Source organism: Gimesia sp., assembly GCF_040219335.1.
In the GTDB taxonomy this organism is placed as follows: Bacteria; Planctomycetota; Planctomycetia; order Planctomycetales; family Planctomycetaceae; genus Gimesia.
Genome location: NZ_JAVJSQ010000025.1, coordinates 50,250 through 73,243, shown reverse-complemented (window position 1 = coordinate 73,243; position 22,994 = coordinate 50,250). Strand labels below are relative to the sequence as shown.

Genomic DNA, 22,994 nt, shown 5'->3' with positions numbered 1-22,994 from the left:
GAACACGCACTGGCCATTGATGCAAACCGAATATCCTCGTCACCTTTGGGGACGATGTCTGCCACTGGAGCATCCATGACGACAGCGATGATTGACCTATGACACCAAACTCTAATAACTTAGCCTTCTTCAGTTTAAATGGCCATTGACAGGAATAAGATCGCGATCAACTCCTGTCTGATACGTTCTCCGACTGTGTCCGATTCAGTCAATTCAACCATCGCTTATGCTCGGGCTATCATCTTGGAATGATGTACTTTCAGTCGAATTAAAAGCGGTAGCGCCAGAACACAAAATAACCCTGCACAACCCCATGCCGCATGCCGATTCTTTGCGACTGCGTAGGCACTACAGCCCCAAAGGTAGGTAGCCGTACCAAGCAGGTAAGGGCCCAGGAATACCAGCGTTTCTGTCGGCTCTACCAGATTGATGAGGAACACGGCAGGGCTGCCAAACTTTAAGATAAGTCCACAGGTTATGATCCACCAGGCACGCTTTCGGTTATTAGAAACCATATTCTAGACTCCAGTTAAGGACTGGTTCATGGAATTGTAATCCGCGGTATTTCAGGCAGCTCGCTGCCTGCCGATTTCAGTAATCATCTCAGGCAAAGAATGCGAGTTATGTGATGTCTTCGTTGTTCGTTTTTTGGGTCGTCGACTCATTAATTTCAGAAACAGCGAGGGCGCCAAACGTTTACAGAACCACAGGATTCTGGCCAAAGGTGTCACAACCACAAGAGGTTGATTTTTTCGAATGGCTCGAACGGCTATCGCAGCGACCTTTTCCGGTGTGGTCGTGAGCCAGGTGGGAGGAGTGCGAACTTGACGCGAACTTCCTATCCGAGGTGAGTTCTGGAATATCTGTGTGCGGACGAACCCGGGACATAATGCCGTCACCCCCAGGCTGCCACGACCATACTCTGCGAGGAGGGACTCACTCAATCCCAGCAGGCCGAACTTACTGACATTGTAGGCAGTGAGTTTGCTGCCGGCGACCAGGCTTGCTAAACTCCCGACGTTTAAAATGTGCGATTCATTCTGTTCCAGAAGAATCGGCAGCAATTGGCGAGTGATCTCAATCGGTGCCAGTAAATTAACATTCAGTAACTGGTTCCATTGCTGCTCCGTCATCTCATCTGTAGGGCCATAACAGGCAATCCCGGCGTTATTGACGAGAATGTCGAGCCCGCCCGACTCCGACAATAAGCCATTCAGACAAGTAGTCGTCTGAGTTGTATCGGAGAGGTCGCAGAACCTCCCCCTGGCTGTAACACCATATTCCTGCGCCTGTTGGACGACTTTTGACAGGCCATTTTCATCAATATCGACCAGGTATACATCCACACCTTCTCGCGCCAGAGTCAATGCAATTTCGCGGCCAATCCCCGAAGCGGCACCTGTGATCAGAGCTCTCTTACCATTTAAGTTTTTCATCAGGCAGCATCTCCATATGTGTCGGCTGATCGTGTGAATTTTGATTTGCCATACTTAACCTGAGGGAAGCTTGATCGATTGGATTCTGTCTGCTTAAGATCGACCATCTGATGAATGTTCCCTTTCACAGGGACTGCCTCGAACCTGCGGTCTTGCCGATGAACGTACATCGAAATGCCGCGTTTAGGACTCATCGTCAGCTTCACCATGCGATCGATTCGGGTTTGCGGTATTACTGACAAACGAAATGATTGCAGAATCATTGCCAGACTGACCTTGATGATTGTCATCCCCAGAGTGTATCCCAGGCAACTACGAGGCCCAGCCCCGAACGGGAAGTATTCGTAAGTGTTGGGATTGATGGAAAACCACCGATGTGGGTTGAATCGGTTCGGCTCCGAAAACAGATCCGGCGTATGATGCGTAACATACTGGCTACACATGACTCTGTCACCAGAGCAGATCTGAACTCCATTCAGTTCCGTCTCTTTGCGAGCAACGCGATAAGTAATGGGAACTGGTGTCAGAATTCGCAGGGACTCCTTGATCGTGGCCTCCAATAGCGGAAGCTGGGCTAATTGTCTGGTTGAGGGAGCCTCGCCCCCCAGCACCTGCTGCAACTCATCGAACAGTTCAGCCATAATGTGTGGATGCTGAGCCAGCAGAAAGAGCGTCCAGGTCATGGCATTGGCTACAGTTTCAAAACTGGCGACGAACAGAAACGCAGCTGGACCAACGAGGTCGGGGATGTGCTCAGCATCAGTGCTGTTCTGGAAGGTACGGACCATCATCTCAAGAACATCTGAGCGTGCAGTTATGGATGTTTCTCGTCTGTCCAACATATTCTGAATAGTGGAGGCGATCTCCTCTCCACGCCGGACTAAAGCGTGATAGGGAGTTCCTGCCATGTTTAATCTGAGCGATGCTGGCGAAACATAACTCTGTTGCATAAATTGTTGCAGAGACTCACCCAACGCGCGGGAGTCTTCCAGTGATTCACGGCCAAATAACAATTGGCATGCCAGATTTCCTGATAAGATACGCATTTGTTCCCAGATTTCAATTTTCTGGCCATCAGACCAATGCTCCAGGACCTCATTCGTGAGAGTCACAATATCGGCATGATAATCCTGGACTGCGTTCTTCTGAAATGCAGGCAGAACAATTTTACGTAAGGAATTGTCTTGCTGATGTTTCGCTACAGAAAAACCAACGCGGATCCGATTCAGCCCGGAATCACGTGGGCCACGTACACTGACTGAACCGGGACGAAACGTCTCCGTATCCTGAAGTATTCGGCGGTTATTGTCAGGGCCAAAAGCGATGACAAATTTACGTTGTTTCCGCCTGAACGGAATTGGCGATCCCACAGCGAAAATCTGGCCGAATTTCTGTTGCATGTCAGCAAAACACGTGAGCGGGTCATGAAAAAAATGAGTGTACCAAGGCAAAGCTTTGATACCTTTCAGGACATGCGTCCGGTCCGTATTTGCAGACAAGGTGGTTCACCTCCTGAATCATGTGGGAAACTCAGATTGTCACTCTTCAATTTTTCTACTGTTTAAGCGCAATCCAGCCCACAAATTGGTATTCTTTTATACGTCTATTAGTTTCGGTCAAATCTTAGTTGGACTTTACTGATTGTTCCGGCTGTCCTGAATATCGCATTAAATTCTTCGAAACGATCCAGGAAATAGCAGAACTCATTTATGGGCTGTCTGCTTTAGAAATTTGATTAACTGACCTGGCGTCTGGACCAGTTGAAGGACCAAAGCGATCATGCTCATTAAACGAGATTCCTGCAAACGGATCATTACCAGACACCGGGAAACAGAAGTCCATCTCCCCAACCAAGTATAATCCTGTCAAGTGATCTCATGGATGCTCCAGAGCAGCTGTATCATGAAGAATTATTTAATGCTTCACAGGAGAAGCTAGCATTCATCAAGCGCTGGAAAAGTAAATAAAATATTTAATAATAGAGGTCCCTGACCTGATTAAAGGGAGCTGCATTCATGAGAGAAGTCATGAGACGAGTCGTCATCGCCTTTTGCCTTTATACTGGCATCGCGCTGTGTCTGACACCTGCTCGTAACCTGTTTGAGATCAAGCCCGTCGACTGGAAGCGTGAGATCGGCGAACAGCAGCAGCATTCCGAGAACGTGAAGGGGATGATGTCGAAGTATGTTGGTGAGGAAAGGATCAAAGATGTCGATCTCGCCAGCGAAACGCGGGGGACTATCGATGAATACATGGCCTACGAAACTGAAGGCAGACTGGTTGTGGTATCAGGAGCACAATGGGAAGGGCTCTGGAACGACATTATGTCAACGGTAACCGACAAGGCTCCCTCAAATGCATGGGCTGCTGCGCGAGGGCTCGGCTATCACCGCAATTCCGTGTTCCTCTCAAGGACGACTCCACTGCTCCAACAGCTGAATAATCAATGGCCGGCCGATACACTGCTGGCGTATGTTCGCATTGATCCTGTAAATTCCACGATCGCGCCTCGCTATCTAAGTGTTTACGAGCCGAGTCCCTCAGATCTCCGGGATGCCGCCCCGACTCACAGCGTATTTCCTTATCGTACCTATGGGGCATTGATGTTGTTCGGCGGCTTGTTGTTCTACATTCTGCTGCCTCATGCTCCGCCAGCTGAATCGGGCGTTTTCTATCAGGCGCGAGCAGCAGGCTGGCTGCCCGATCTGCTGGCGACTCTGGGCTCAGGTGCCTTCTTCGCATTGCCATTCTTCATAACCGGCGATACATCTGGTGGACCACTGGATCGCGGCTGGTGGCCACTGACAGTGGTAATGTGGGGGATCGGGGGCATCTTCGCCACAATTTTTGTGATCACTACGTGGTACCAGACGCGGCGGTTGACATGGGATGAGAACGGGATCTGCATCGAATCCTGGGGGTTTTCCCGGCGATACTTGCGCGTGAACGAAATCGAAGCGATCGGCGGCTATGTACAACAGATGCCCCAATGGCTCCGTGTGCTGGCCTGGATGATCACCCTCTTCAACTGGAGGGCCACAACATCGGCCATATTACTCGATCAGACTGACCCGGGTTTCTCCATCTCGGTGACAGACGGAACCAGGTACAGTTTCAGCGGCGAGGGGCTGTGGGGAGCCAATTCATTTCTCACCTGGAGCGATGCTCATGACGTACCAGTTGAACCTGTTGTGCGACCATTGATGGAATCCAAACCAGACTATCAGCCGTCCAAAGCTGGCCGCGTTGTCTCGATCGTTTTCGCTCTGCTTGCTCTGCTCGGAGCAGGCTGGCCATTGATGCAAATTGCTGTTGGCGTCATGCCACAACCCGAACCTGAGTACCGCAACGGTTTGTTCGATTCGCATACGGAATTCAGGCAGGCACCTCCCGAACCCGAAAAGCCTATTGTCCCACCAGCAAACCAACCACCCACAGTCAGTACGCCACCAGTCAAGGTGACGCCGGAAATGCTCGCCAGGGAACAACAAATCATAATTCAGATTCAGGAAGTCCGGGACGAAATCAAAACGTTGCAATCACAGATCGGCACTGTATCGAATCCAAACCCGGTTGCCATCGAGAAGGCTCAGCAGGCGATGAAGCGACTGCAGGAATTACAGAAGCAGTTTGATGCTGTACGCTCAGGGAAGATTCCAGAAGAACATCCAAGCGATTCGAAGACGCCATAGGGCAGGAGAATCGTATCGGGACTGTCTTGATCCCGTCCTATTTGGGATGCGCGATCTTTCCGGTAAACGTTCCATCGACTGCATTTCGCGATGTTTTCTGTCCCGGGATTTCAACTTCGACATCAAGTTTTATAATGCCAGTCATCCCTTGTTTGCCAGGCTTGATCCAGATTTCGGCTTCGTGCACGGTGACCTTAATCGCGGCAATGGCCGCATCGATCTTCTTCTGAGTCTCATCTTTCGAACTCCCACCCCCACCGCCGGGAGCAATGGTTCCTCCGAAGCCTTTAAAGCCTTCTGCAAAGCCCATGCCCAGCGCGACCCCCATCGAAGCGACCGCCTTAAAGTACTTCCTGATGATCTCTTTCAACCGGTCATCATCAATCACATAATATCCATCTTCCGCTTTCTCAGCAAAGAAAGTCAGTTTGCGGTCGATACCAAGCTGTTGTTTAAGCTCGGCGGCTTCTTCGGCTTTGATCGGCAGATGAATGATCACCTTAGCCGCCATCTTTTCGTCTTCTCCCGTCAGCATAAACTCCACAAACACTTCTTGAGGGGGTTGCCCTTTCTTCCCCGTGATGGGAACGACGTAGATCAGATTTTCGCCCGTACCAGGAGGATCGTCGTCAAACAGGATCTCAGGATCTGTGATCAGCTTGGAACCCAGATAGCCGGCGATAGCACCGAGGATCGAGCCCGGAACTGCACCAATGCCGCCAGCACCGGCCCCCATCGCTCCCCCCAGCTTGGCACCCAGCCAGACCGAACCCCAGATACTGACTTCACGTTTCGCCTGATCGACGCGGTCTTTGGCGTTATAAATATTTTTACCACTATGATAGACCCCGTAGATGATGACAGCCCGTCCCAGCCAGGGGGCCATGCGGCTGCCGAGTATACGAAGCTTTCCTAATTTGGTCATTTGGCTGGGAAGGCCACCTGCTCTCAGCGTCTGATATGCTGCCTGCTGTTCGGCTGTCATCGCAGCAGTCCCTCCTGCCTCGGCAGGGGCTGCCCAGGCTGCTCTACGAGCAGCTTCCATCTGCTCGAAGGGATGTCTCATCCCTTTCGGAATCCATTCATTGACCGGCATTTTGGGAATTGTAACGAGAGGATGTGTAGGATTGATGGGTTGACTCGGAAGAATTTCCAGCCAGACAGCCCCGGTTGATCCGGGCGCCGGGATGCCTGTCGTGCCTGCGGGGTCTATCTGATTGACGGGCTCACCGTTCAGATAGAGATAGGCGTTTTGTGTCACTGGATCGGCGAGTGTTCCCTCATCGGTATCAGGAGAGATGAAGACAGACAGGGACGCGTCATACCAGCGACTGCGGTAATGATAGAGTCCCGTTTCCCGGTCGAGATAGCGCCCTTTGGCGAAGAAGCGGTTTGGAACCTGTTCTTCAATAACACTGACCTCACCGCAGGGGGAATAAGTGTAGCTGTTGACGAGTTCACCCTGCTGGTTGATGACTGCGAGGACGGAGTGATCGGGCGCGGTGATGAAGTAATACTGTTCGTTGCCGATAACCTGCCCGAACCGCTGATCGAGGTCGTTTCCATTGAGATAGATGCGATCCAGTTTACCATCGCTCAGTTCGCCCACGATGTTTTTTCGGTCCTGCAGGAACTGTATGGTCTTGCCAGCAACGTTTCGCGCAGCCAGCAGACCATCGGGATCATAAGCGTACTCGACGGACTTGCTGTTCTGCAGGGCGACCCGCTGCAGGAAATCGAGAGCGTCATAATCGTAGCGGGTTGAGCCCTGTGGTTGCGACTGGCTGATCAGATTGCCGGTGGGGCTGTACTGCAGGGTTGTCTCGCCGGCATTGAGCAACTGGTTCAACACATTGAATTTGCGTTCTTCCGTGCCCTGTTTCTTCAGGTTGCCGGCCAGATCGTACTCATACGCTTCACGGCGGCCATCGGGATAGACGGTTTCACTCAGGCGTCCCTCGGAATCGTAGGCATAGGTAAAATTTTTGTTCTGGAGCACCGCGCGGATGATCCGTCCGGCGGAGTCGTATTCATAGGAGGCCTGATAGATCAGCCTGCCATCGTTCTGTTTGCATTCGATCCGCTGCAGCAGACCATTGGGATGGTAGGCATATTCAATGCGAGCTGCCTTTCCAGCAAGGAGAGCTTTTCGGCGACCGAGTTCGTCGTATTCAATGCTAACCTCTGCACCTGCGGGGCCAGCAACTTCGGTGAGTCGAGCAGCGACATCGTAGCGGTAGTTGATTGTTTTGCCTTCCGGGAGTATAACCGACGAGACGCGATCCCCGTTTCCATAGGTGTAACCGACCGAGGTGCGCTGTGTGTCATTCCGCATTTCGAGCAGTTTACCCGATCGATCATACAGATAGCGGTAGTGCTGATCCTTAACCGTACTGGTGACGGGCAGCCCCTGTGTGTTGTATTCATGAGAGCGAATGACGTTCTGTCCCTCGCTAATCTCCACCGGTTTGCGTTGTTCGCCATACTTATAGGAGAGCTGTTTGCCGCTCTCGAGTGTCAGTGCTTCGAGTTGATCGGCGTGATTCCAGCGGTACTGACGGCGCTGTCCCAGGGCATTAGTGCGGCTCAAGACGCGACCGACGCCGTCGTATTCAAACCGGGTCTGTCCCCCGCCGGGAGCGTTGATGGCCGTCAAATTATCTGTCGGATCGTACTCATAACGATACTCGCTCTGCCCTGACTGCACACGGGTCAGATTACCGGCGGGATTGTATTCGTACCGCCGCGTGCCGCGTGTGGGAGTTGTCTCTTCCTTCAAGCGGTTCAGGGCATCATAGTCGTAGCGTTTCGTGCCGGTAACCGTAGAGTCTTCCCGTTTGAGTTGCCCGAGCAGATCGTATTCATAGCTTACCGTTTCGCCTCCCAACTGGCGACGTTCGATGGGCAGATCCAGATTCTGATAGGAGAATTCGACCTGCTGTCCCCGCGTATTCTGTACTTTGGTCACACGACCGGATTCGTCGTATTGATAGTCAGTTCGTCCGCGGAAGGTATCGCTCAGTTGAATCAGTCGTCCCCGCTGATCGTACTGCAGCGAGGTCAATTGTCCCGACCAGAGATCGACGATCCGCACCGGCCGATCATAATCCTCGTATTCATAGCGGAGCGAACCGGTACCCGACGTGAGCTCGACCAGACGGTCGCGATCATCATAGCGATATGTGGTGGCAGGGTCGTTCGTCCGCTGATCCGAGACCAGCCGACCGGCGGCATCGTAGACCAGGTTGCGCGCGGTACCATCCGGGAAGGTCATTTTCGAGAGCTGCTGGAGCCGATTGTATTCGTAACCAAAACTGCGGCCGAGTGGATCAGTCTTTTTGGTCATCTTGCCGAACGGATTGAATTCAAACTGGAATTTGTGGTCACCAGGGAGCGTAACCGACTGGGGAAGTCCAGCTTTCGTATAGGAAATGAGCACCTTATCCTGTGCACCAGAACGGCTGATGACGCGCACATTTCCGGCACTGTCGTGGGAATAACGAGTGGTTTCGCCCAGTGGGTTGGTCGTGGAAACCAGCTGCCCTCCGGGGCCGTACTGAAACGAAGTGGTTTTGCCAAGGGCATCGGTTGCGCGGCGGAGCTGGCCGCTGGTGGTGAACTCAAAAGACTCCGAAGCCCCATCCGGCTCGCGGAGGGTCGTCGTGCGACCGTTCTCTGATGTGCTGAACTCGAGGGGGTTCTTGCCATCAAAAGTCATCTGCTGCAGTTCTCCCCTGGTGTCGTAGGCAAATCCCACCGACTCGCCATCGGAACGCTGCACGCCGCGCAGCTGATTTTTTGAATCAAAATCGAAACGGGAGCTTACTTTGTGCGCATCGATGAATTCCTGAATCAGTCCTTGCGAGTTGTATTGAATCGAGACTGTACCCAGACGATCCGTGACGGAAGTCAGTCGATTGGATGTTCCGTCGTAGGTATATTGCTCCTGTGTTTTATCGTAGCGTGTTTTGCTGATAAGTCTGCCGAACGTATCGTAGGCAAACGTCATTTGCGACTGGTCGGGCCGGACGTAGCGGATCAGCCTTCCGGCGGGATCGTAGTATTTCTTTGTGACGTTCTGATCGAAGTCGATCTGCTCTACCGAATGCTCTTTGTCGTTAAACTTCCAGCTGAGTGTGGCCAGGGACAGTGCGGGTTGCTGAACTGGCTCGGGCGAGGCAGTCGTCAGCCCCGGTTCGGGTTGGGGAGTGGGTTGAACCGGCGGCGGTGTGGGCAGAGGTGACTGTGGCACTGGAGGAGCGGGGGTGATGGGCTGAATTCGATTGAAGGAGACCGCATTAAACAGCTGTGCCAGCTCGGGCGATGGCTGATCCAGACGGGCCGACCCGGTCTTGACCACGTTGATCACGTACCGCCGATTTTTTTTGACAAATGAGATACGAAATACTGCGCTCTGACGCCCGGCGGTGTAATAGCCAACACGAGCAGCGGGTGCATTGCCCACCTGAAAGTAGGCAGTTCCCATATTAGAAGCCATCTGTGGATTCTGTCGTACCTCCTGCTGTTTCTCGGCAACGAACTGCTTGAGGGCAGTCTGGGCATCAGAGACATCTTCATGCCCTTTCCAACAGATCAGGATGAGTGAACGATCCTGATTGACCACTGTGTCGAAAATCTCATCCTTGACCTTGTTACGGCTGTTTTGCTCCACGTGCCAGCCGGGCAGCAACGGGAAGCGATAATCGTTTTCCCCATGCAGATACCATTTGCCGGTCTGATCGGTAGCCGGGACCAGGCGGGTGGATTTGAGTTTGATCCCGCGGATCTCGGTGATGCCCCGACCGCCGGTCTCCTGGTTTTGTGCCCAGGTTTCCGGCTGACTGTCGAGCACGGTATAGGTGCCTTTGATGAGCAGGACATCGGGTGTGCATTCCCAGATGGCATTATTGGGCCGTCCTCCCTCGCGGGGGGCGTGTGTCTGCCAAGGGCCATACAGGGTACCGTTTTCGTGTTTCAGAGCGATGGTGCCGGGGGTGCCTTCATTATTCTTCGTCCAGTGATAGTTCATCATGTAGGTCAGGCGGATGGGCGTTTTGAGCGTGAACTGTGTCGCGTGCGTGGGCTGCGGCAGGACACCCTGGTCGTTGGCGTTGTAGAAAATCGTCTCGACTTTGTCGGCCTCCGATTCCGGTTCAATAACAGGCTCCGGAATGGGCAGCGAGCGGGGGGGCTGGGGAGTTTCCGCGACGGGCTGAGGTATCGAAAAGTCTGTGATTGGGGGAGGTGTTACTTCGCCGGGAAGTGTCACAATCATTTGGCGACTGCCTTTGGACTGTCGAAACGCAAATGAGGAGCGTTTCAGGCCGGGGCCTTTCATTTCCTGCAGATGCCCCTGGGAATCCCAGGTAAATAAGACGCGGCTGCTGTTGCGGAAACGGGCTTCGGTAAGCCGTCCCTGTGCGTTGAACTGATAGGCTTCGGTGGTCCGATCAAAGTGGGAAACCTGTTTCAGGTGACCTGAGGAATCATACTGATACTGCAGAGTGCGGTTTGTGTCGTCGATCAGTTGTTCGATATGTCCCTGCGGGCCGGTTTTGACCTGGAGGAGTGCTTTGCCGCCCACGCGAATCTGCGCAAGCTGATTGCCCGTATATTGAAACTCAAACGTGGTCCCTTCCTTAAGCCAGGTGTTGAGCTTGCCGGCGGCCGTGAAAGTCCAAGTCCCTTCCGGCAAGAGGAAGTGATAGGATCCGTCGGCCGCTTTTGAGAGTCGGGCTGTTGAAGACTGCAGCGGTTTGGTTAGTGCCGGATTCGCCGGGTCGGTCTGAAATCGATAAGTCATCCCCCCGATACTGACTTCGACGATGTTATTTTTGCCGACGTTCAAGGAAGCATCGAGACTGCTGTGCCAGCCTGTGCCGAAGAGGCCGCGAAAGCGGGAATCGCTGGTGTAGAGCCGCTCAATGCGGAGTTCGGTTGTCTCTGCGGGAATCACGAGGTCCGTTACCGGCAGACAGTAATTTCCCCGCCCGGTCTGGATGAAGCCTCGATCGGGAGAATGCACGTAGTTATTTGCGGCCAGATCATCACGATCTGCCAGCCAGGCCCGCTGGATAACCTTTTCCGGCGTCCATTCATATATATTGTGTGGCGACTGAGCCTGGAGACTTGAAGTGAGGATCATAAAAAGGAGCAGAAACGACACCGACTCAATTCGGTTCAAACTCATGACGACCAATCCTCATATTCCTAACCGTTTCCAGTTAAATACAGGCCCTTGAAAGTACGCTGTTGCAACACATAAAACGTTCAAGGGCACCTTGTAGTAAAGTCAAAGTCCGGATTTATTATCAGCGACAGAATTCAGGCCGTCAAGTAGTAGATCCAGCACTCTGAAATGGGGAAATCCCCGATGTTCAGATTCGACTCTGAGACATTTGAATATGGCATATCTGCTGCACACCGTTCTTCATTACTCTGCACTTTGATTTTCATTATGGGGGAATTAAACCAGAGGAGCTTTTTCAGGGTTGAAGACGCCGGTGGAGAACATGAACTGCGAACGACTAACCTGTTAAATCTGTCCTGCCAAGCTCACACTCCCGCTCAATTATTGACCGCAAGAAGTTCTTCACACATCCAAGAGCCCTAAGATCGATTCAACTCCATCCGTGATTTTCACGCTCCGATACGCTTCAGTTGCAGTTGCAGTAGCTCTGGTATCTACTGGCCGATTCCAAAATCCATCTTGTCAGGTGTCTACCCCTGGAACACGGAATGTGGTAAATGCTGACCAGCCCCCACGAATGACACCACTCAATGTTCGTTACCCGATCATTCACTCGCGGTATTATTGTTGGCATACTGAGGATCTGGTACCCATGTAATAATTGTTCCGCAGCCATCGAAGTAAACAAGATTCCCGGGAACCTCACAATACGAGCGACGTTCTGCTTTAATGATTTCGCATGCAAACGTTGGACATGATGGTTTAGCCATTTTGCTCTCCCTCAATAGAAATCTCCCCCCCCTATAAAAAATACACACTCTAACATTAAAGAAGCTCTTCGGGAAAAGCTAAGAAGAATTGTCCGGTTGATGATATTGCCCCAGCCGTTTTTCATTAGGGGCCTGCCCACGTCTCAAGGTAAAGACACGACACAGAGTCTCTGGCCAGCAAAATCCTGCCAAGGATATAAAATTGACCTATATATCAGTAAGGGTCTAAGGGGTTCGCTTTTGCGGGATCCAGAAGCTTGATCTGTTCGCAGATTTCTTTAATCCCTAGTGCCAGCATCACTCTGACCTGGCCTCGAAGTGACTTTCCATGTCAAACGCGCAATCGCCTATGCAACTTTTTCACCGACTGGAAGAACATGACTACGATTACCTTCGTCAATCGAATAAGTGGTCTAAAATTCTCGGTTCATTAGTTCTAGCACTTCATGACAACGTCTTCGTGGCAACCTTGAGCCAGCGAAGTGCTTCTTCCTTTTCTGAATGAGGAAAATGTTTGATCTCTGCCTGAATGAAATGATCAGCAAATGTAGGGACTGCTGATAAAAATCTGTCGTCGCTCAGTACTGCGACTTTTTCGTTTTTTTTGTGATGGCTTTCGACAAACTTCAGGTGATCAATCAGGCCGGCAAAATCATCCCAGCCAGAAAACTTATTTGCATCAATTAACAATCCATGCAATCTGCCACGCGCTTCAATATAAGGATCGATCTCTTCAGAAAGCTTCTGAAAATCGGATGCTGCTAACGGTCCTACAGGAGACACGATCAGTATACCTTCGGATTGTATGAGTTCGTATTGAATCATTTGGAGTCCTTTCTTTTTCATTGCCGAAATTTAAGAACAACACATCTTTTTAATTCATGATCGGTCTAATTTCAGAATAGAATAGCTTGAGATACCGCTCCCTGTTTGAATCAAGATTAGAGGATCGTATAAACCTCTCTCGGAGAAACCGTTTCCACCTCTAATATATCAAGAGGAACTTCATTTCGCCGGACCTTTATTTTGCGGGGACATTCAATTCCCAATTTCACTTTCCTCACCTGGACTCGGATCACTTCAAGTACAATATGCTGCGAAATACGTATCTGTTCAGTGACCTTACGGGTAAGTACAAGCATAAGTCTGATCTTCTGTTTTAATGGATGGTGAATTCGATCAGCTTAATCCCACAATAAAAAAAGCCGATGCGGTGGAATACTTGAAAGTATTTCACCGCATCGGCTTAATAAATAACTCGCTTCCCAATAATTATGAGCAGCGATTTTTCTATTCATCCGAAACTGTGTGAGATTTTATAACCTTCCATTCTCTATAACACGCCAATGTTATCCGCTCGCTTTACTATGTCAAGCAGTGACCTTGAAGTTTCCCATAAAATGCGATCCCTCTGAAATACACAACATTTTTCCGAGAGGGAAGCGACATAAGTCATCTGACAGTGATGCAGTGTACGGACAAATCAGAGAGGCATTCATCCTCTCCGAAGTAGTGGCATGACAGGCACTGCCGAAGTTTAGTCTGCTTTTGACTCATTGAGAAGAGTCTTTCATTTTCCAGCCGGCGCTATGGGACATGCATGATGGAATCCTCGATTTCAGCCCTATCTTGTGAAGGTATAATCAACTGAGCAGAAATTAACGATGGCATTCGACCTGCTATTAACCAGATGCAAGAATGTTGAACAGAGAAACCGCTCATGTCATGTAGGTATCCGCAGACATCCAACAAAATCAAAGTCCACAGACCATATCGTTAAACTTGTCTATTCTTGTTGCAGGGAGGCTTTTCATGAACTATTCCCCAGTCACCGTTACTGCACAAGTGGCTCATTCCGTTCGCAATTTTCAACAACAACATACCGGGCATGCTCCGAAATCGGTGACGGTTGTTCTCAGTAATGGAACAATGGTAGTCACGCTGCATGAGACGCTTACTCCTGAAGAGAAGGTTCTTTGTAGCACCGACGAGGGGGAAGCCCAGATCCGTGACTTTCATCGTAAGTTAATCAGATTGTCACTAGGACCGTTGCAGGAAGAAGTAGAGCAAATTACCGGGAATGTCTTACGCGAAATTCTTGTGGAAGTCGAATCGGAAACTGGAGCTGTCATATATGTCTTCACAACTGGATGCATGCTACAAGTGTTTAAGCTTGCCGGCGGTTTATCCTCTGAGGTATGGGGGGAAAGCGAACCAGATTCAGTCTGAAACAGGACTGAATCTGCAGATAATTTAAATTCCATTAAGAGCGTGTTCCGATCATCTAGATCCCTTAGATCGCGAAACTGTGAAAACGCTGGACATCTCATTAGAAGAAATATCGTTTACCCACCCGAATCATCTCTATGGCGAGTCCTCCAAACTGGAGCATCAATAGAGCGGTCTTCGAAAGGTCTGGTAACATCCCCCGCCAGAACCGGATTATTCCCAAACATATCCCTTGAGCCCATGACACCCCATAATCTTTGTGACAGTTTTGTGGCATTTTCTTTTGCCTGAAAATGATCAACACCAGATTATAGTTCTTGACGAATAACTGAATAAATCTATTATTACAGTCTCAAACACATGGAAAGCCCGGCAGCAAATCGGCGGTCAGAGAACCCCCTCTCCCCATAGATGATTGCCGTTGGGTTATACCCCTGTAACTCAGCGGCTTTTTGCTTTTTATAGACCGCTCTAAAGATTCCCATTCGTGACATATAGTGGAACAGGATCCCTTAAAAGATCTGTCGATGAAACCGTCATCAACATGAACAGATTCTGCACTCCCCTCCAGTACATCCAGGGGAATCGAATCAATTATTTCTCTGATCAAGTTCGTCTGCGAGAATGGTGTCTTGTCAAAAAGACCGCATTTTCAGGCCAGACATCTTGAAGAAGAAGTGCTCTATCTGCTGTTGTTCGTTATCGCTAACGATGGGCATGCGGCTCCCAAAGTGTCAACTTCTCACATTTACACTGTGGCTCCAGATTCCACCTGGCGCAATGCAAAGCCGATTTGTCTTTATCTCCGGTTACGATCAGCCCGCTTCTAAATTGCCCCTCATTTTTATCATACTCTCACTGACATAGGTATCTTGCGAACAGACGACATTTTTGTATAGTATTGTCCGATGCAACGATTTCCCTATATCACCGATTACATGAACGACGTTTTCGCGAAAGAGAAAACACAGTGGGACTTTATTCTGCTGCGCCCTTTGCTGATCGTGTTCTACTTCTTTTTGCGGTTCATCAGTTTTCCGATCAAGTTTATTCTGCGACGGAATCCACTCGGATTTGAAGGGTACCTGATCGACTTCTGGATGGCATTCGGTATTAAATATCTGGCGCGCCATGATGCAGCTGAGGTGTTTATGCGGCACGTGCAGATCGAGCCACTGCTTTATCGCCACATGCTTTCACGTCGTGATGCAGTGAGTGAAGCCAATCAGAAAAAGCTGAATGGGATCGACGGAGAATTCGGTGTCGAGAATACGAAAACCATCGTCGATAATAACCTGACAATCGGGCACGACCTGCTCTCCTACGAACTGGTTGATCGATTTGACAAGTCCGTCTTCCTGGAGAATCTGGAATACATTAGATCGATCAAGCCTGAAAACCACGAACTCTTCAGCAAGGCGGTACTGGAAGAAAACCGAAAACACTCGTTTCAGCTTCTAGGGGCCACTAATCTCGTGATCTTGATTGTCACTGTCATCACAATCTTTGGTGACCTGAAAACCACGATTACGGCTTTGAACTCATTTGGTTCAGACTCGGTATTACTCTGGTGTATGAAACAAATCTATGCCGAAAACAGGCAGGTTCAGATCGACCTGGATTTCTTCATGCAGGAAGTGAGTAATCGAGGACACTACAACAGCAGCGCATTTTTTTCCAATCCCAGTCAGTATCTCTACTATCACATTGTCTTTGATGAGGTCGTCTATGACATACTGATGAATCAGCCAGCGGTTTCAAAGAATTCTTGAGTATCTATGACCTGTTATATTACACGGACAGCCTCTTACCTCCCGGGTCCTGCAGTAGAAAACGACGAAATAGAGCGGTTTATCGGATCGCTTGATGGTGAAGCAGAGACGAAAGCCAAAATCTTATCGATGAACGGGATCGTCCGCCGTCATTATGCACAGGACCACTCACAACAAAAAACACATGATGTTTATGGACTGGGCTCCAAGGTCGCGCAGCAATGCCTGAGTGAGTACAAAGCAGCTGATTCCATTACGTATCTTGCTGCCGGAACTACCTACACACCACTCGCGGCTCCTGGATTTGCATCGATCCTGCACCATCGGCTGGGAACAGATGGCTTTCTGGATTATCCCGTCGAGATCAGTTCGCATGCGGGTATATGCTCATCAGCATCTAATGCCATGGTTGCTGCAATCCGGTCAATCGCTGCAGGCCATCATCGTACCGCTCTTTGTGTGGGTGCAGAACACGCATCAGAAATTTTAAAATCCAGTGTGATTCAACCGATCGACGATCGATCTCAACACGATAATTTACGAAACAGCCGCTGGTTTATGTCCATTTTTTTGCGGTTCATGCTCTCCGATGGCGCCGGGGCTTTTCTGCTGCAAGATCGTCCTGACTCAGAACGAATATCTCTGCGAGTCAACTGGACTCACTCCATGTCGTTTGCCCATGAAGCTCCGCTATGCATGAAACTGGAAGGTCGCACAGCACTGCTGAGCCAGGATCTTTCTGTGTTATCGAGCTACCTGGTTCCGCTGGCAACCAAATTCCTGGAGATCGCCCTCGAAACACATCGCGATTCTCTCGACACTTATTCTACCATTTTGCCCCATATGTCGTCGTATTTCTTTCGTCGTAAAATGGAACGTGTCATCGCCTCTCATTCCAGTAATCCCAAGAATCCGGTTCCCTATTGGACTAATCTTGCAACCGCTGGAAATACCGGTTCCGCGAGCATCTACATTATGCTGGACCAGTTCCTTAGAGAGAATGAGCTGCGAGATGGCGACCGGATTTTGTTGTTCATTCCTGAGTCGGGCCAATTCAATTTTGTGCTTGTCAGTTTGACTGTGGTGCAGCCATGACTGGCACCGAACCACAACCAGAGGCGAAAACGAACCTGAAAAGACTGGCCATCATTGGTGGTGGAAGTAGCGGTCTGATCAGTCTCAAGAATGCTCTCGAATCTCTCAACGAATGGGAGATCATCTGTTATGAGAAGTCGGATCGCATCATCGGGTGCTGGGGAAATCCCTACCCGGGTTTCGTGTCGACTTCCACCAAATACACCACGCAATTTTCATGCTTTGCTCCCTTTGATGCCAATGTGAATCCGGATGGTGGAACCAGTCGATCTGAATTTTTTCGGAATGATGAATATGGTCAATACCTGGAGCAATTTGCAGAAAAGTTCTCTCTGCATGGAAATATCCTCACACAACATCGCGTGGACAGGATTTCTCGCAATGTTGATCGAGATGGCTGGGAATTATTGATTACTGACCTGAAGGAAGAACCGTCAGAATCAAGCACAGAATATTTTGATTGTGTAATCCTCTGTACTGGACTGACTGCTCAGCCAGTGCAAATAGACTGTCAAATCAAGATGTTGCCTGTTTCCGAACTGAATCATCCCAACGGCCTTGGGCATATAACAGCTCAACGTATTGTGGTCATCGGTGGTGGAGAATCTGCCGTTGATTATGCCAATCGACTTGCGCAGCCTGAGCTGAATAATAAAGTCTTTTTGTCATTAAGGTCGGGGATTCGAGTCAGCCCCAGATATCATCCCATTCGCGGAGTGCCATCGGACTTTTTGAGAAATCGATTGATGCTATCGATTCACGAAAATATTCGAAACTGGATCGGCCAACGTTTCGTCGAATTGCGAATCCGCTACCAGGAGACATTCCGCCGTCTATTTCCTGCCAAAAAAATGGATGATTCATCGTCCTCTGAAATAGATCAGAATGCACGTGAGATCCGAAAAGAGTGGGCCTTTAAACTTACGAAAGCAGCAAAAGATGACTTGTTCAATATGTTTCACAACAAGAGCGATGATTTTTTAGATGCGGTCGGAGCAGGCAGAATCACCATTGTCGGACCTCCTGATGATAATCAGTTCAATGTGTTTCGCAGTTTTGATTCCGATCAGGAGGAGCGTATCGAGCCGACACTCGTTGTTCCGGCAGTGGGGTTCCAGGAGAGGCTGAGTGAATTGTCGGAAGGACAGATTCAACTTTCAGACTTTTACCTGGGCTGCGTACATGCAACCTATCCGGATTTGTACCTTGTCGGTTTTGCACGTCCGATTATTGGGAACATCCCATCCATCAGTGAGGTGCAGGCACGTTATATTTGCGGATTAATTGCCGAAACATTTCCTCGTCCTGCTGATATCGAGACACTGCATCGAGCAGATGCGATCAGCAGAAAAGTTCGCTTTAAGCACTTAAGACTGGAGTCCATTTACCCGGTGGAGATGTTTCCTTATTGCGATCAGTTAGCCAGATTGATGAATACGTTCCCCACGTTGTCTTCCATCGGCTCATTGCCTGCCTGGTATCGAATGCAGCTGACTCCAGCTACTACACTGCATTACGACTATCGTGATAAGCCAGCATTAGAAGAGTTTGGCTCCACTCCTGTCTATATGCCCAAGTCGTTAATCCTGATCCTGCTGTTGATCAAGCCATTCGACCTCGTGTACCGAGCTTTTAGAAAATTGTTCCAGCGAAAACCCTAAACCGCAGTCGCCATTCTCTTAGGTTCGCCACATCATTAAGGGATTAAAGGGACAGGGGCTCTTTACGCTTCCAATCTGATCTGATTCTTTCAAACGGAGCGAAGCATTTTGTAATCTGACTACGGGAATAGCTGGTCTATCCCTGGCCACCTCTGTCAGACAAAACTGGAATCGTCAATGGCGTGCTGGCAACAGACTTGAGGCAACATCAACAGCTGCCCCCCTGATCCGGTTAACTCCATTGACCAGTTCCAGTCATGTGCGGGAATGCCTGCGTGATGGCTGCTCCAATAACGCGGGGTTCTGGAATCCCAGTACATTAAACAGCCAGTACCTGCGTAGTCGACTTGAAACGGATCTGCAGGCAGATCCCTAATTTCGTGGGGCGCATCTTCGTTCCACCAGCCGCCAACATACAACTTGGGAATATGGCGATTGTGATAACAGCCAGACACCGCGTTGGGAGGTGTCCAGCCTGAAACAAGAGCCTGCATTAAATCGGCGCCCGCCTGAATAGGGACCATGATATCGTCTTCAATGATCCAATGAATTTCGCCGTCCATGTGCGTGCGAAGTTGATTACAGGCATGGGCCATGAAGCGAGACACAGCGTCTCGCCGTTCCTCTTCGCTCTGATGGTTGTGAGAGACGCGTTCTTCCAATGGAATAATTTTGATCGTCTGAAAAGTGGACCAGTAGCGGCTCACCTCTTTTTCGATCGTGATACGGAAATCGGGATCATTGCTGTTATCAAGCAGAACCAGTTCGGGTTTTGAGGAGTTGTCGAGCAGCCGTGTCGCCTGGGCAACAGCAGATATCCAGGCGGGAAACAACTTGGGAATTCTACCGCTGATGATCGATCCCACAGCGACGCGCGCATTCAGCTTTCGTACTTCCGGCATGAACGCTTCCTGCTGATCATGGGTTTTCTCTCGATTGTTTGCCGACCAGGAAGCCGCATGCTGACGGTATTTGAGCGTCGCATTGCTGCGTCGGGGAACTCCCAGGCGTGATCCTCGCAACGCCAGATCCCAGTCCCACATGGTTTTGATACCTTCGCGCCAGCGTCCCGCCACTTCAAAGACTTTCCGACGCCACATTGCCGAAGTATTGACAAAATTGTTGCGCCAGATGTCAGATCCTTCCCACTCTGGTGCATCCCAGAAGATGGAAAAATCACCAAACGCCTGAGCCGGTCCATAGACAAAGGGGGTGTCATCCCGCATCGCTTTTAAATGTTCTTCGATATAATTGGCGGGCATGATGTCATCGCCATCCAGAAATACCAGGTAGTCCCCCGAAGATGCAGCGGCACCACGGTTGCGCGTTTCACAGACTCCCTGATGCCGAGGACTCTCCAGAACAGTCAACCCCTGCGACTGATATTGCCGGGCCAGTTCGAGGGAATCGTCGATGCTGTTGTCGTCCGAATAAATCACTTCACACGGGATGGATTGCTGAAGTGCAGACTCGATGGTTTCTGCCAGATATCTTTCGTTATTGCGGGCCGCAATAATAATGCTGACTCGACTGCAGGAATGATTTTTCTTTACAGACTTTTCTAAGCTCGGATTCCTGCCCGTTTTTTCTCCTGGTAATTTCAGCCCGCCCACCATCAAATCAATTCCTCTCAATGCCGGTAAATCATGTTTCAGAGATCGAATTTAATGCGTCAGTTTATTTCCAGCTGTCACTGCATTATGCTGCATTCGGGGAGCGCTTCCATCAGCAGATTTTTTCCATCATCGGTAACCTGGGTTTCGGTAAGATACAGTTCGCGCAGACTCTTCAGATCCTGCAAATACAGCAAACCAGAATCCGTCACATTGGTAAAAGATAATTGTAACCATTGAAGACCTGCCAGGCTTTTCAGATGGGTCAGGCCGGAATCATTTATCCCAGTATTCCCCAGATTTAAAGAGTCGAGACTGGAGAGCCCTGACAGGTATTTTAAACCTTCACTCGATACTGCTGTGTGTTGCATCGTAATTGACCGCAACGTACCAAACTGGCTCAATTGTTCCAGGCTCGTATCACCTGTCTTTGTATTGTACAGATCAATCTTGCTTAGCGCTGGCAGTGCTTTCAGATGTGAGATTCCCATATCGGTAATGTTCGTATCATAGAGATCCAATGTCTCAAGATTCTTCAAATAGCAGAACCACTTAAGGTCTTCATCGAGAATCTGCTTATTTTCATGCAGCAGGATTTTTCTAGTTTGAAAATTCCCGGTGGGAAGATCAGATATTTGCTCGATGACCTGCGGCTCTTCATCGACTGAAATCTCAACCACTCCCCCTAATTCCAATGCCCTCGACGCAGCTGCCCTGTCATTATCTGCGGGATTGACGGGACTGGTACTTTTTTTGTCCGCAGGATTTGAAACGGCTTTTTCAGGTGCACCGGTAGCAGTTTTAGCCGGATTCTTGAGCGGACTGAAAAACAGATGCTGATTGGAGAATGCCCACCACAACAGCGCCAGAAAGCCGAGGGGCAACAACCATCTCATAAATGGGTAGCGTGCTTTCGGTTGCATGACTGTAGAATCAAGACAGATACGACCATACTCAGAAAAGCACTCATCATCTTTGTAGAGAGAAAAAAGTGTCGAGAGATCTTCATCCAGCACAATTTTTCGTGGGCCCGGCTGAATCTGAATCGGCTCCTGCTGTGGCTGTTCTGTTTGCGAGGATTGATCAAAGGGTATGCTTTCCAGTGCTTCAATCAGTTCCGCGGTTGAATTATATCGTTCAACGGGTTCCTTACTAACCATTTTATGAAAGATGGCTTCCAGTTCGTCAGGTACTTCAGGACGCTGCTTTTGAATCGAGGGGATCGGCTGTTCCAGGTGAGCGAGTATTTTTTTGACAAACGAATCAGCCGGATACATCACCCTGCTGGTCAGTAAATAGTAAAGGGAACAACCAAGGCTATAAATATCAGAGCGTGCATCCGCAGCGTGTGTATTCTGAGCCTGCTCCGGTGACATATAGTCGAGTGTCCCCTTCACACTTCCCGATTCTGTCAGCTGCGTGGCCGGCACCTCACTAGGCTCTAGATTGTCGATTCGTGCCAGCCCCATATCCAGGATTTTGACAGTGCCCTTCAGATCCAGCAACAGGTTGGCAGGCTTGATGTCTCGATGAATAATTCCTTCGGAGTGAGCAAACCCCAGGCCCTTAGCCGCCTGGATGATATAGTTAACGGCGACATCAACCTGCAGGACGCCATGTTCTTTGATGAGGTCTGACAGATTGATTCCATCAACATACTCCATCACAAAATAAGAGATCCCCTTGGCTTCCCCGGCGTCATACGCGGTCACGATATTGGGGTGAGACAATTTCGCCGCCGCCTGGACTTCCCGCTGGAACCGACCAATCGATTCTTCATCCAGGGCAATTTTAGTGGGAAGCGTTTTCAGTGCCACCTTTCGCTTCATCCGGCGATGCTCTGCCAGATAGACCTTCCCCATCCCCCCCGCACCAATCTCGCGCAATATCAGATAGTCGCCCAACACGAGCCGGTCACCTTTGTGTTGCAGGATCATCTTGATTTGAAACTCATTGAGCTTCTTATTCTTGACCAGTGTCTTTGCCAGATCCAGGGCGGTTTCGGAAGAGTCGTCCTGTGTCTCTTGAAGTGCAATGACATCCTTAGCGGAAAAAATACCGCTTTCATCCAGTAGTGACAGAAATTGGTTGCGGGATAATGTCATAAAAGGCAGAATGAAAAAAATGTTCAGAGTGAATATGAATTCAATTATGTTACCCGAATCTATGCTCAATTCAAGAATTGTTGTAGTTTGATACTGGATTTTCAGTATCAAACCCCATGCAGCCAATCCCACTACTTAGTGTGAACCCACCCGTATAGAGGGCAGTCAGGATCACAGTTCCGGTCTGATTCGCACTGACAGCTGCGATCCCTGTGTTGAAATCAACAAGAACAATCCAAGCGATAGAGCGTAGTGATGAGAAGTGGACGGAACTTCAAACTGACTGTTTGTCACGACGTATCGGAGATCTCGTGCCCCCAATCAAAAAGGCATTTTTATTACGTAGCTCTCGACATAACTGCGTTTCTTGCGGGGTAAGTCGACACTTCGGCTGATCAATTTCTTCAGAGACTCAGATCAGGTGATATCCA

The 22,994-nt window shown here is 49.7% G+C and carries 12 protein-coding genes; 5 read left to right on the top strand and 7 right to left on the bottom strand.

All coding sequences use genetic code 11. The features are described 5' to 3' along the window. Positions 1-566: 566 nt before the first annotated feature. Both RID21_RS19800 and RID21_RS19795 read right to left on the bottom strand, forming a co-directional pair. Positions 567-1,436 carry an SDR family NAD(P)-dependent oxidoreductase gene (locus RID21_RS19800; RefSeq protein ID WP_350191856.1) on the bottom strand — a complete coding sequence of 290 codons (870 nt, stop codon included), beginning with the start codon at positions 1,434-1,436 and terminating at the stop codon, positions 567-569. Beyond that, positions 1,436-2,887 (bottom strand): cytochrome P450, encoded by a 1,452-nt coding sequence (locus RID21_RS19795; RefSeq protein ID WP_350191912.1) that lies wholly within the window; start codon positions 2,885-2,887, stop codon positions 1,436-1,438. Before RID21_RS19795 ends, RID21_RS19800 begins: the two co-directional genes overlap by 1 nt. A 564-nt stretch (positions 2,888-3,451) precedes the next feature. On the opposite strand from RID21_RS19795, the gene RID21_RS19790 reads away from it, so the two are divergent. Beyond that, positions 3,452-5,128, top strand: a complete 1,677-nt coding sequence (locus RID21_RS19790; protein WP_350191854.1) for a hypothetical protein — start codon at positions 3,452-3,454, stop codon at positions 5,126-5,128. A 37-nt stretch (positions 5,129-5,165) separates the two neighbouring features. Here the strand turns inward: RID21_RS19790 and RID21_RS19785 are convergent, their stop codons facing one another. The 3 genes from RID21_RS19785 to RID21_RS19775 form a co-directional block, all read right to left on the bottom strand. Continuing rightward, positions 5,166-11,318, bottom strand: coding sequence for an RHS repeat-associated core domain-containing protein (locus tag RID21_RS19785; protein ID WP_350191852.1), 6,153 nt, complete (start codon positions 11,316-11,318; stop codon positions 5,166-5,168). A 1,214-nt stretch (positions 11,319-12,532) separates the two neighbouring features. Next, a complete protein-coding gene (locus tag RID21_RS19780; RefSeq protein WP_350191850.1) occupies positions 12,533-12,913 on the bottom strand; it encodes a SpoIIAA family protein in 381 nt (126 codons plus the stop codon). 116 nt (positions 12,914-13,029) lie between these two features. Then, positions 13,030-13,230, bottom strand: a complete 201-nt coding sequence (locus tag RID21_RS19775; protein ID WP_350191848.1) for a carbon storage regulator — start codon at positions 13,228-13,230, stop codon at positions 13,030-13,032. Positions 13,231-13,900: 670 nt separating this feature from the next. Between RID21_RS19775 and RID21_RS19770 the strand changes: the two genes are divergently transcribed. The 4 genes from RID21_RS19770 to RID21_RS19755 all read left to right on the top strand — a co-directional run bounded on the left by RID21_RS19770 (position 13,901) and on the right by RID21_RS19755 (position 18,845). Further along, positions 13,901-14,317, top strand: a complete 417-nt coding sequence (locus RID21_RS19770; protein ID WP_350191846.1) for a Na-translocating system protein MpsC family protein — start codon at positions 13,901-13,903, stop codon at positions 14,315-14,317. Between the two features lie 908 nt (positions 14,318-15,225). Next, positions 15,226-16,089 (top strand): hypothetical protein, encoded by an 864-nt coding sequence (locus RID21_RS19765; protein ID WP_350191844.1) that lies wholly within the window; start codon positions 15,226-15,228, stop codon positions 16,087-16,089. A gap of 6 nt (positions 16,090-16,095) precedes the next feature. Then, a complete protein-coding gene (locus tag RID21_RS19760; protein ID WP_350191842.1) occupies positions 16,096-17,184 on the top strand; it encodes a 3-oxoacyl-[acyl-carrier-protein] synthase III C-terminal domain-containing protein in 1,089 nt (362 codons plus the stop codon). After that, positions 17,181-18,845, top strand: coding sequence for an NAD(P)-binding domain-containing protein (locus RID21_RS19755; RefSeq protein WP_350191840.1), 1,665 nt, complete (start codon positions 17,181-17,183; stop codon positions 18,843-18,845). The genes RID21_RS19760 and RID21_RS19755 overlap by 4 nt, the downstream gene beginning before the upstream one ends. 155 nt (positions 18,846-19,000) lie before the next feature. On the opposite strand, the gene RID21_RS19750 is transcribed toward RID21_RS19755, so the two are convergent. Further along, the gene (locus RID21_RS19750; RefSeq protein ID WP_350191838.1) at positions 19,001-20,461 is read right to left on the bottom strand and encodes a glycosyltransferase family 2 protein; all 1,461 of its coding nucleotides are present in this window, start codon (positions 20,459-20,461) and stop codon (positions 19,001-19,003) included. Between the two features lie 74 nt (positions 20,462-20,535). Continuing rightward, positions 20,536-22,563: a protein kinase domain-containing protein gene (locus RID21_RS19745; RefSeq protein WP_350191836.1), complete on the bottom strand. Its 2,028-nt coding sequence runs from the start codon at positions 22,561-22,563 to the stop codon at positions 20,536-20,538. Between the last annotated feature and the right edge of the window lie 431 nt (positions 22,564-22,994).

Coding starts and splice junctions, on each gene's coding strand:
- RID21_RS19800 (WP_350191856.1), bottom strand. CDS start 1,436: ATGAAAAACTTAAATGGTAAGAGAGCTCTGATCACAGGTGCCGCTTCG.
- RID21_RS19790 (WP_350191854.1), top strand. CDS start 3,452: ATGAGAGAAGTCATGAGACGAGTCGTCATCGCCTTTTGCCTTTATACT.
- RID21_RS19785 (WP_350191852.1), bottom strand. CDS start 11,318: ATGAGTTTGAACCGAATTGAGTCGGTGTCGTTTCTGCTCCTTTTTATG.
- RID21_RS19780 (WP_350191850.1), bottom strand. CDS start 12,913: ATGATTCAATACGAACTCATACAATCCGAAGGTATACTGATCGTGTCT.
- RID21_RS19775 (WP_350191848.1), bottom strand. CDS start 13,230: ATGCTTGTACTTACCCGTAAGGTCACTGAACAGATACGTATTTCGCAG.
- RID21_RS19770 (WP_350191846.1), top strand. CDS start 13,901: ATGAACTATTCCCCAGTCACCGTTACTGCACAAGTGGCTCATTCCGTT.
- RID21_RS19765 (WP_350191844.1), top strand. CDS start 15,226: ATGCAACGATTTCCCTATATCACCGATTACATGAACGACGTTTTCGCG.
- RID21_RS19760 (WP_350191842.1), top strand. CDS start 16,096: ATGACCTGTTATATTACACGGACAGCCTCTTACCTCCCGGGTCCTGCA.
- RID21_RS19755 (WP_350191840.1), top strand. CDS start 17,181: ATGACTGGCACCGAACCACAACCAGAGGCGAAAACGAACCTGAAAAGA.
- RID21_RS19750 (WP_350191838.1), bottom strand. CDS start 20,461: ATGGTGGGCGGGCTGAAATTACCAGGAGAAAAAACGGGCAGGAATCCG.
- RID21_RS19745 (WP_350191836.1), bottom strand. CDS start 22,563: ATGACATTATCCCGCAACCAATTTCTGTCACTACTGGATGAAAGCGGT.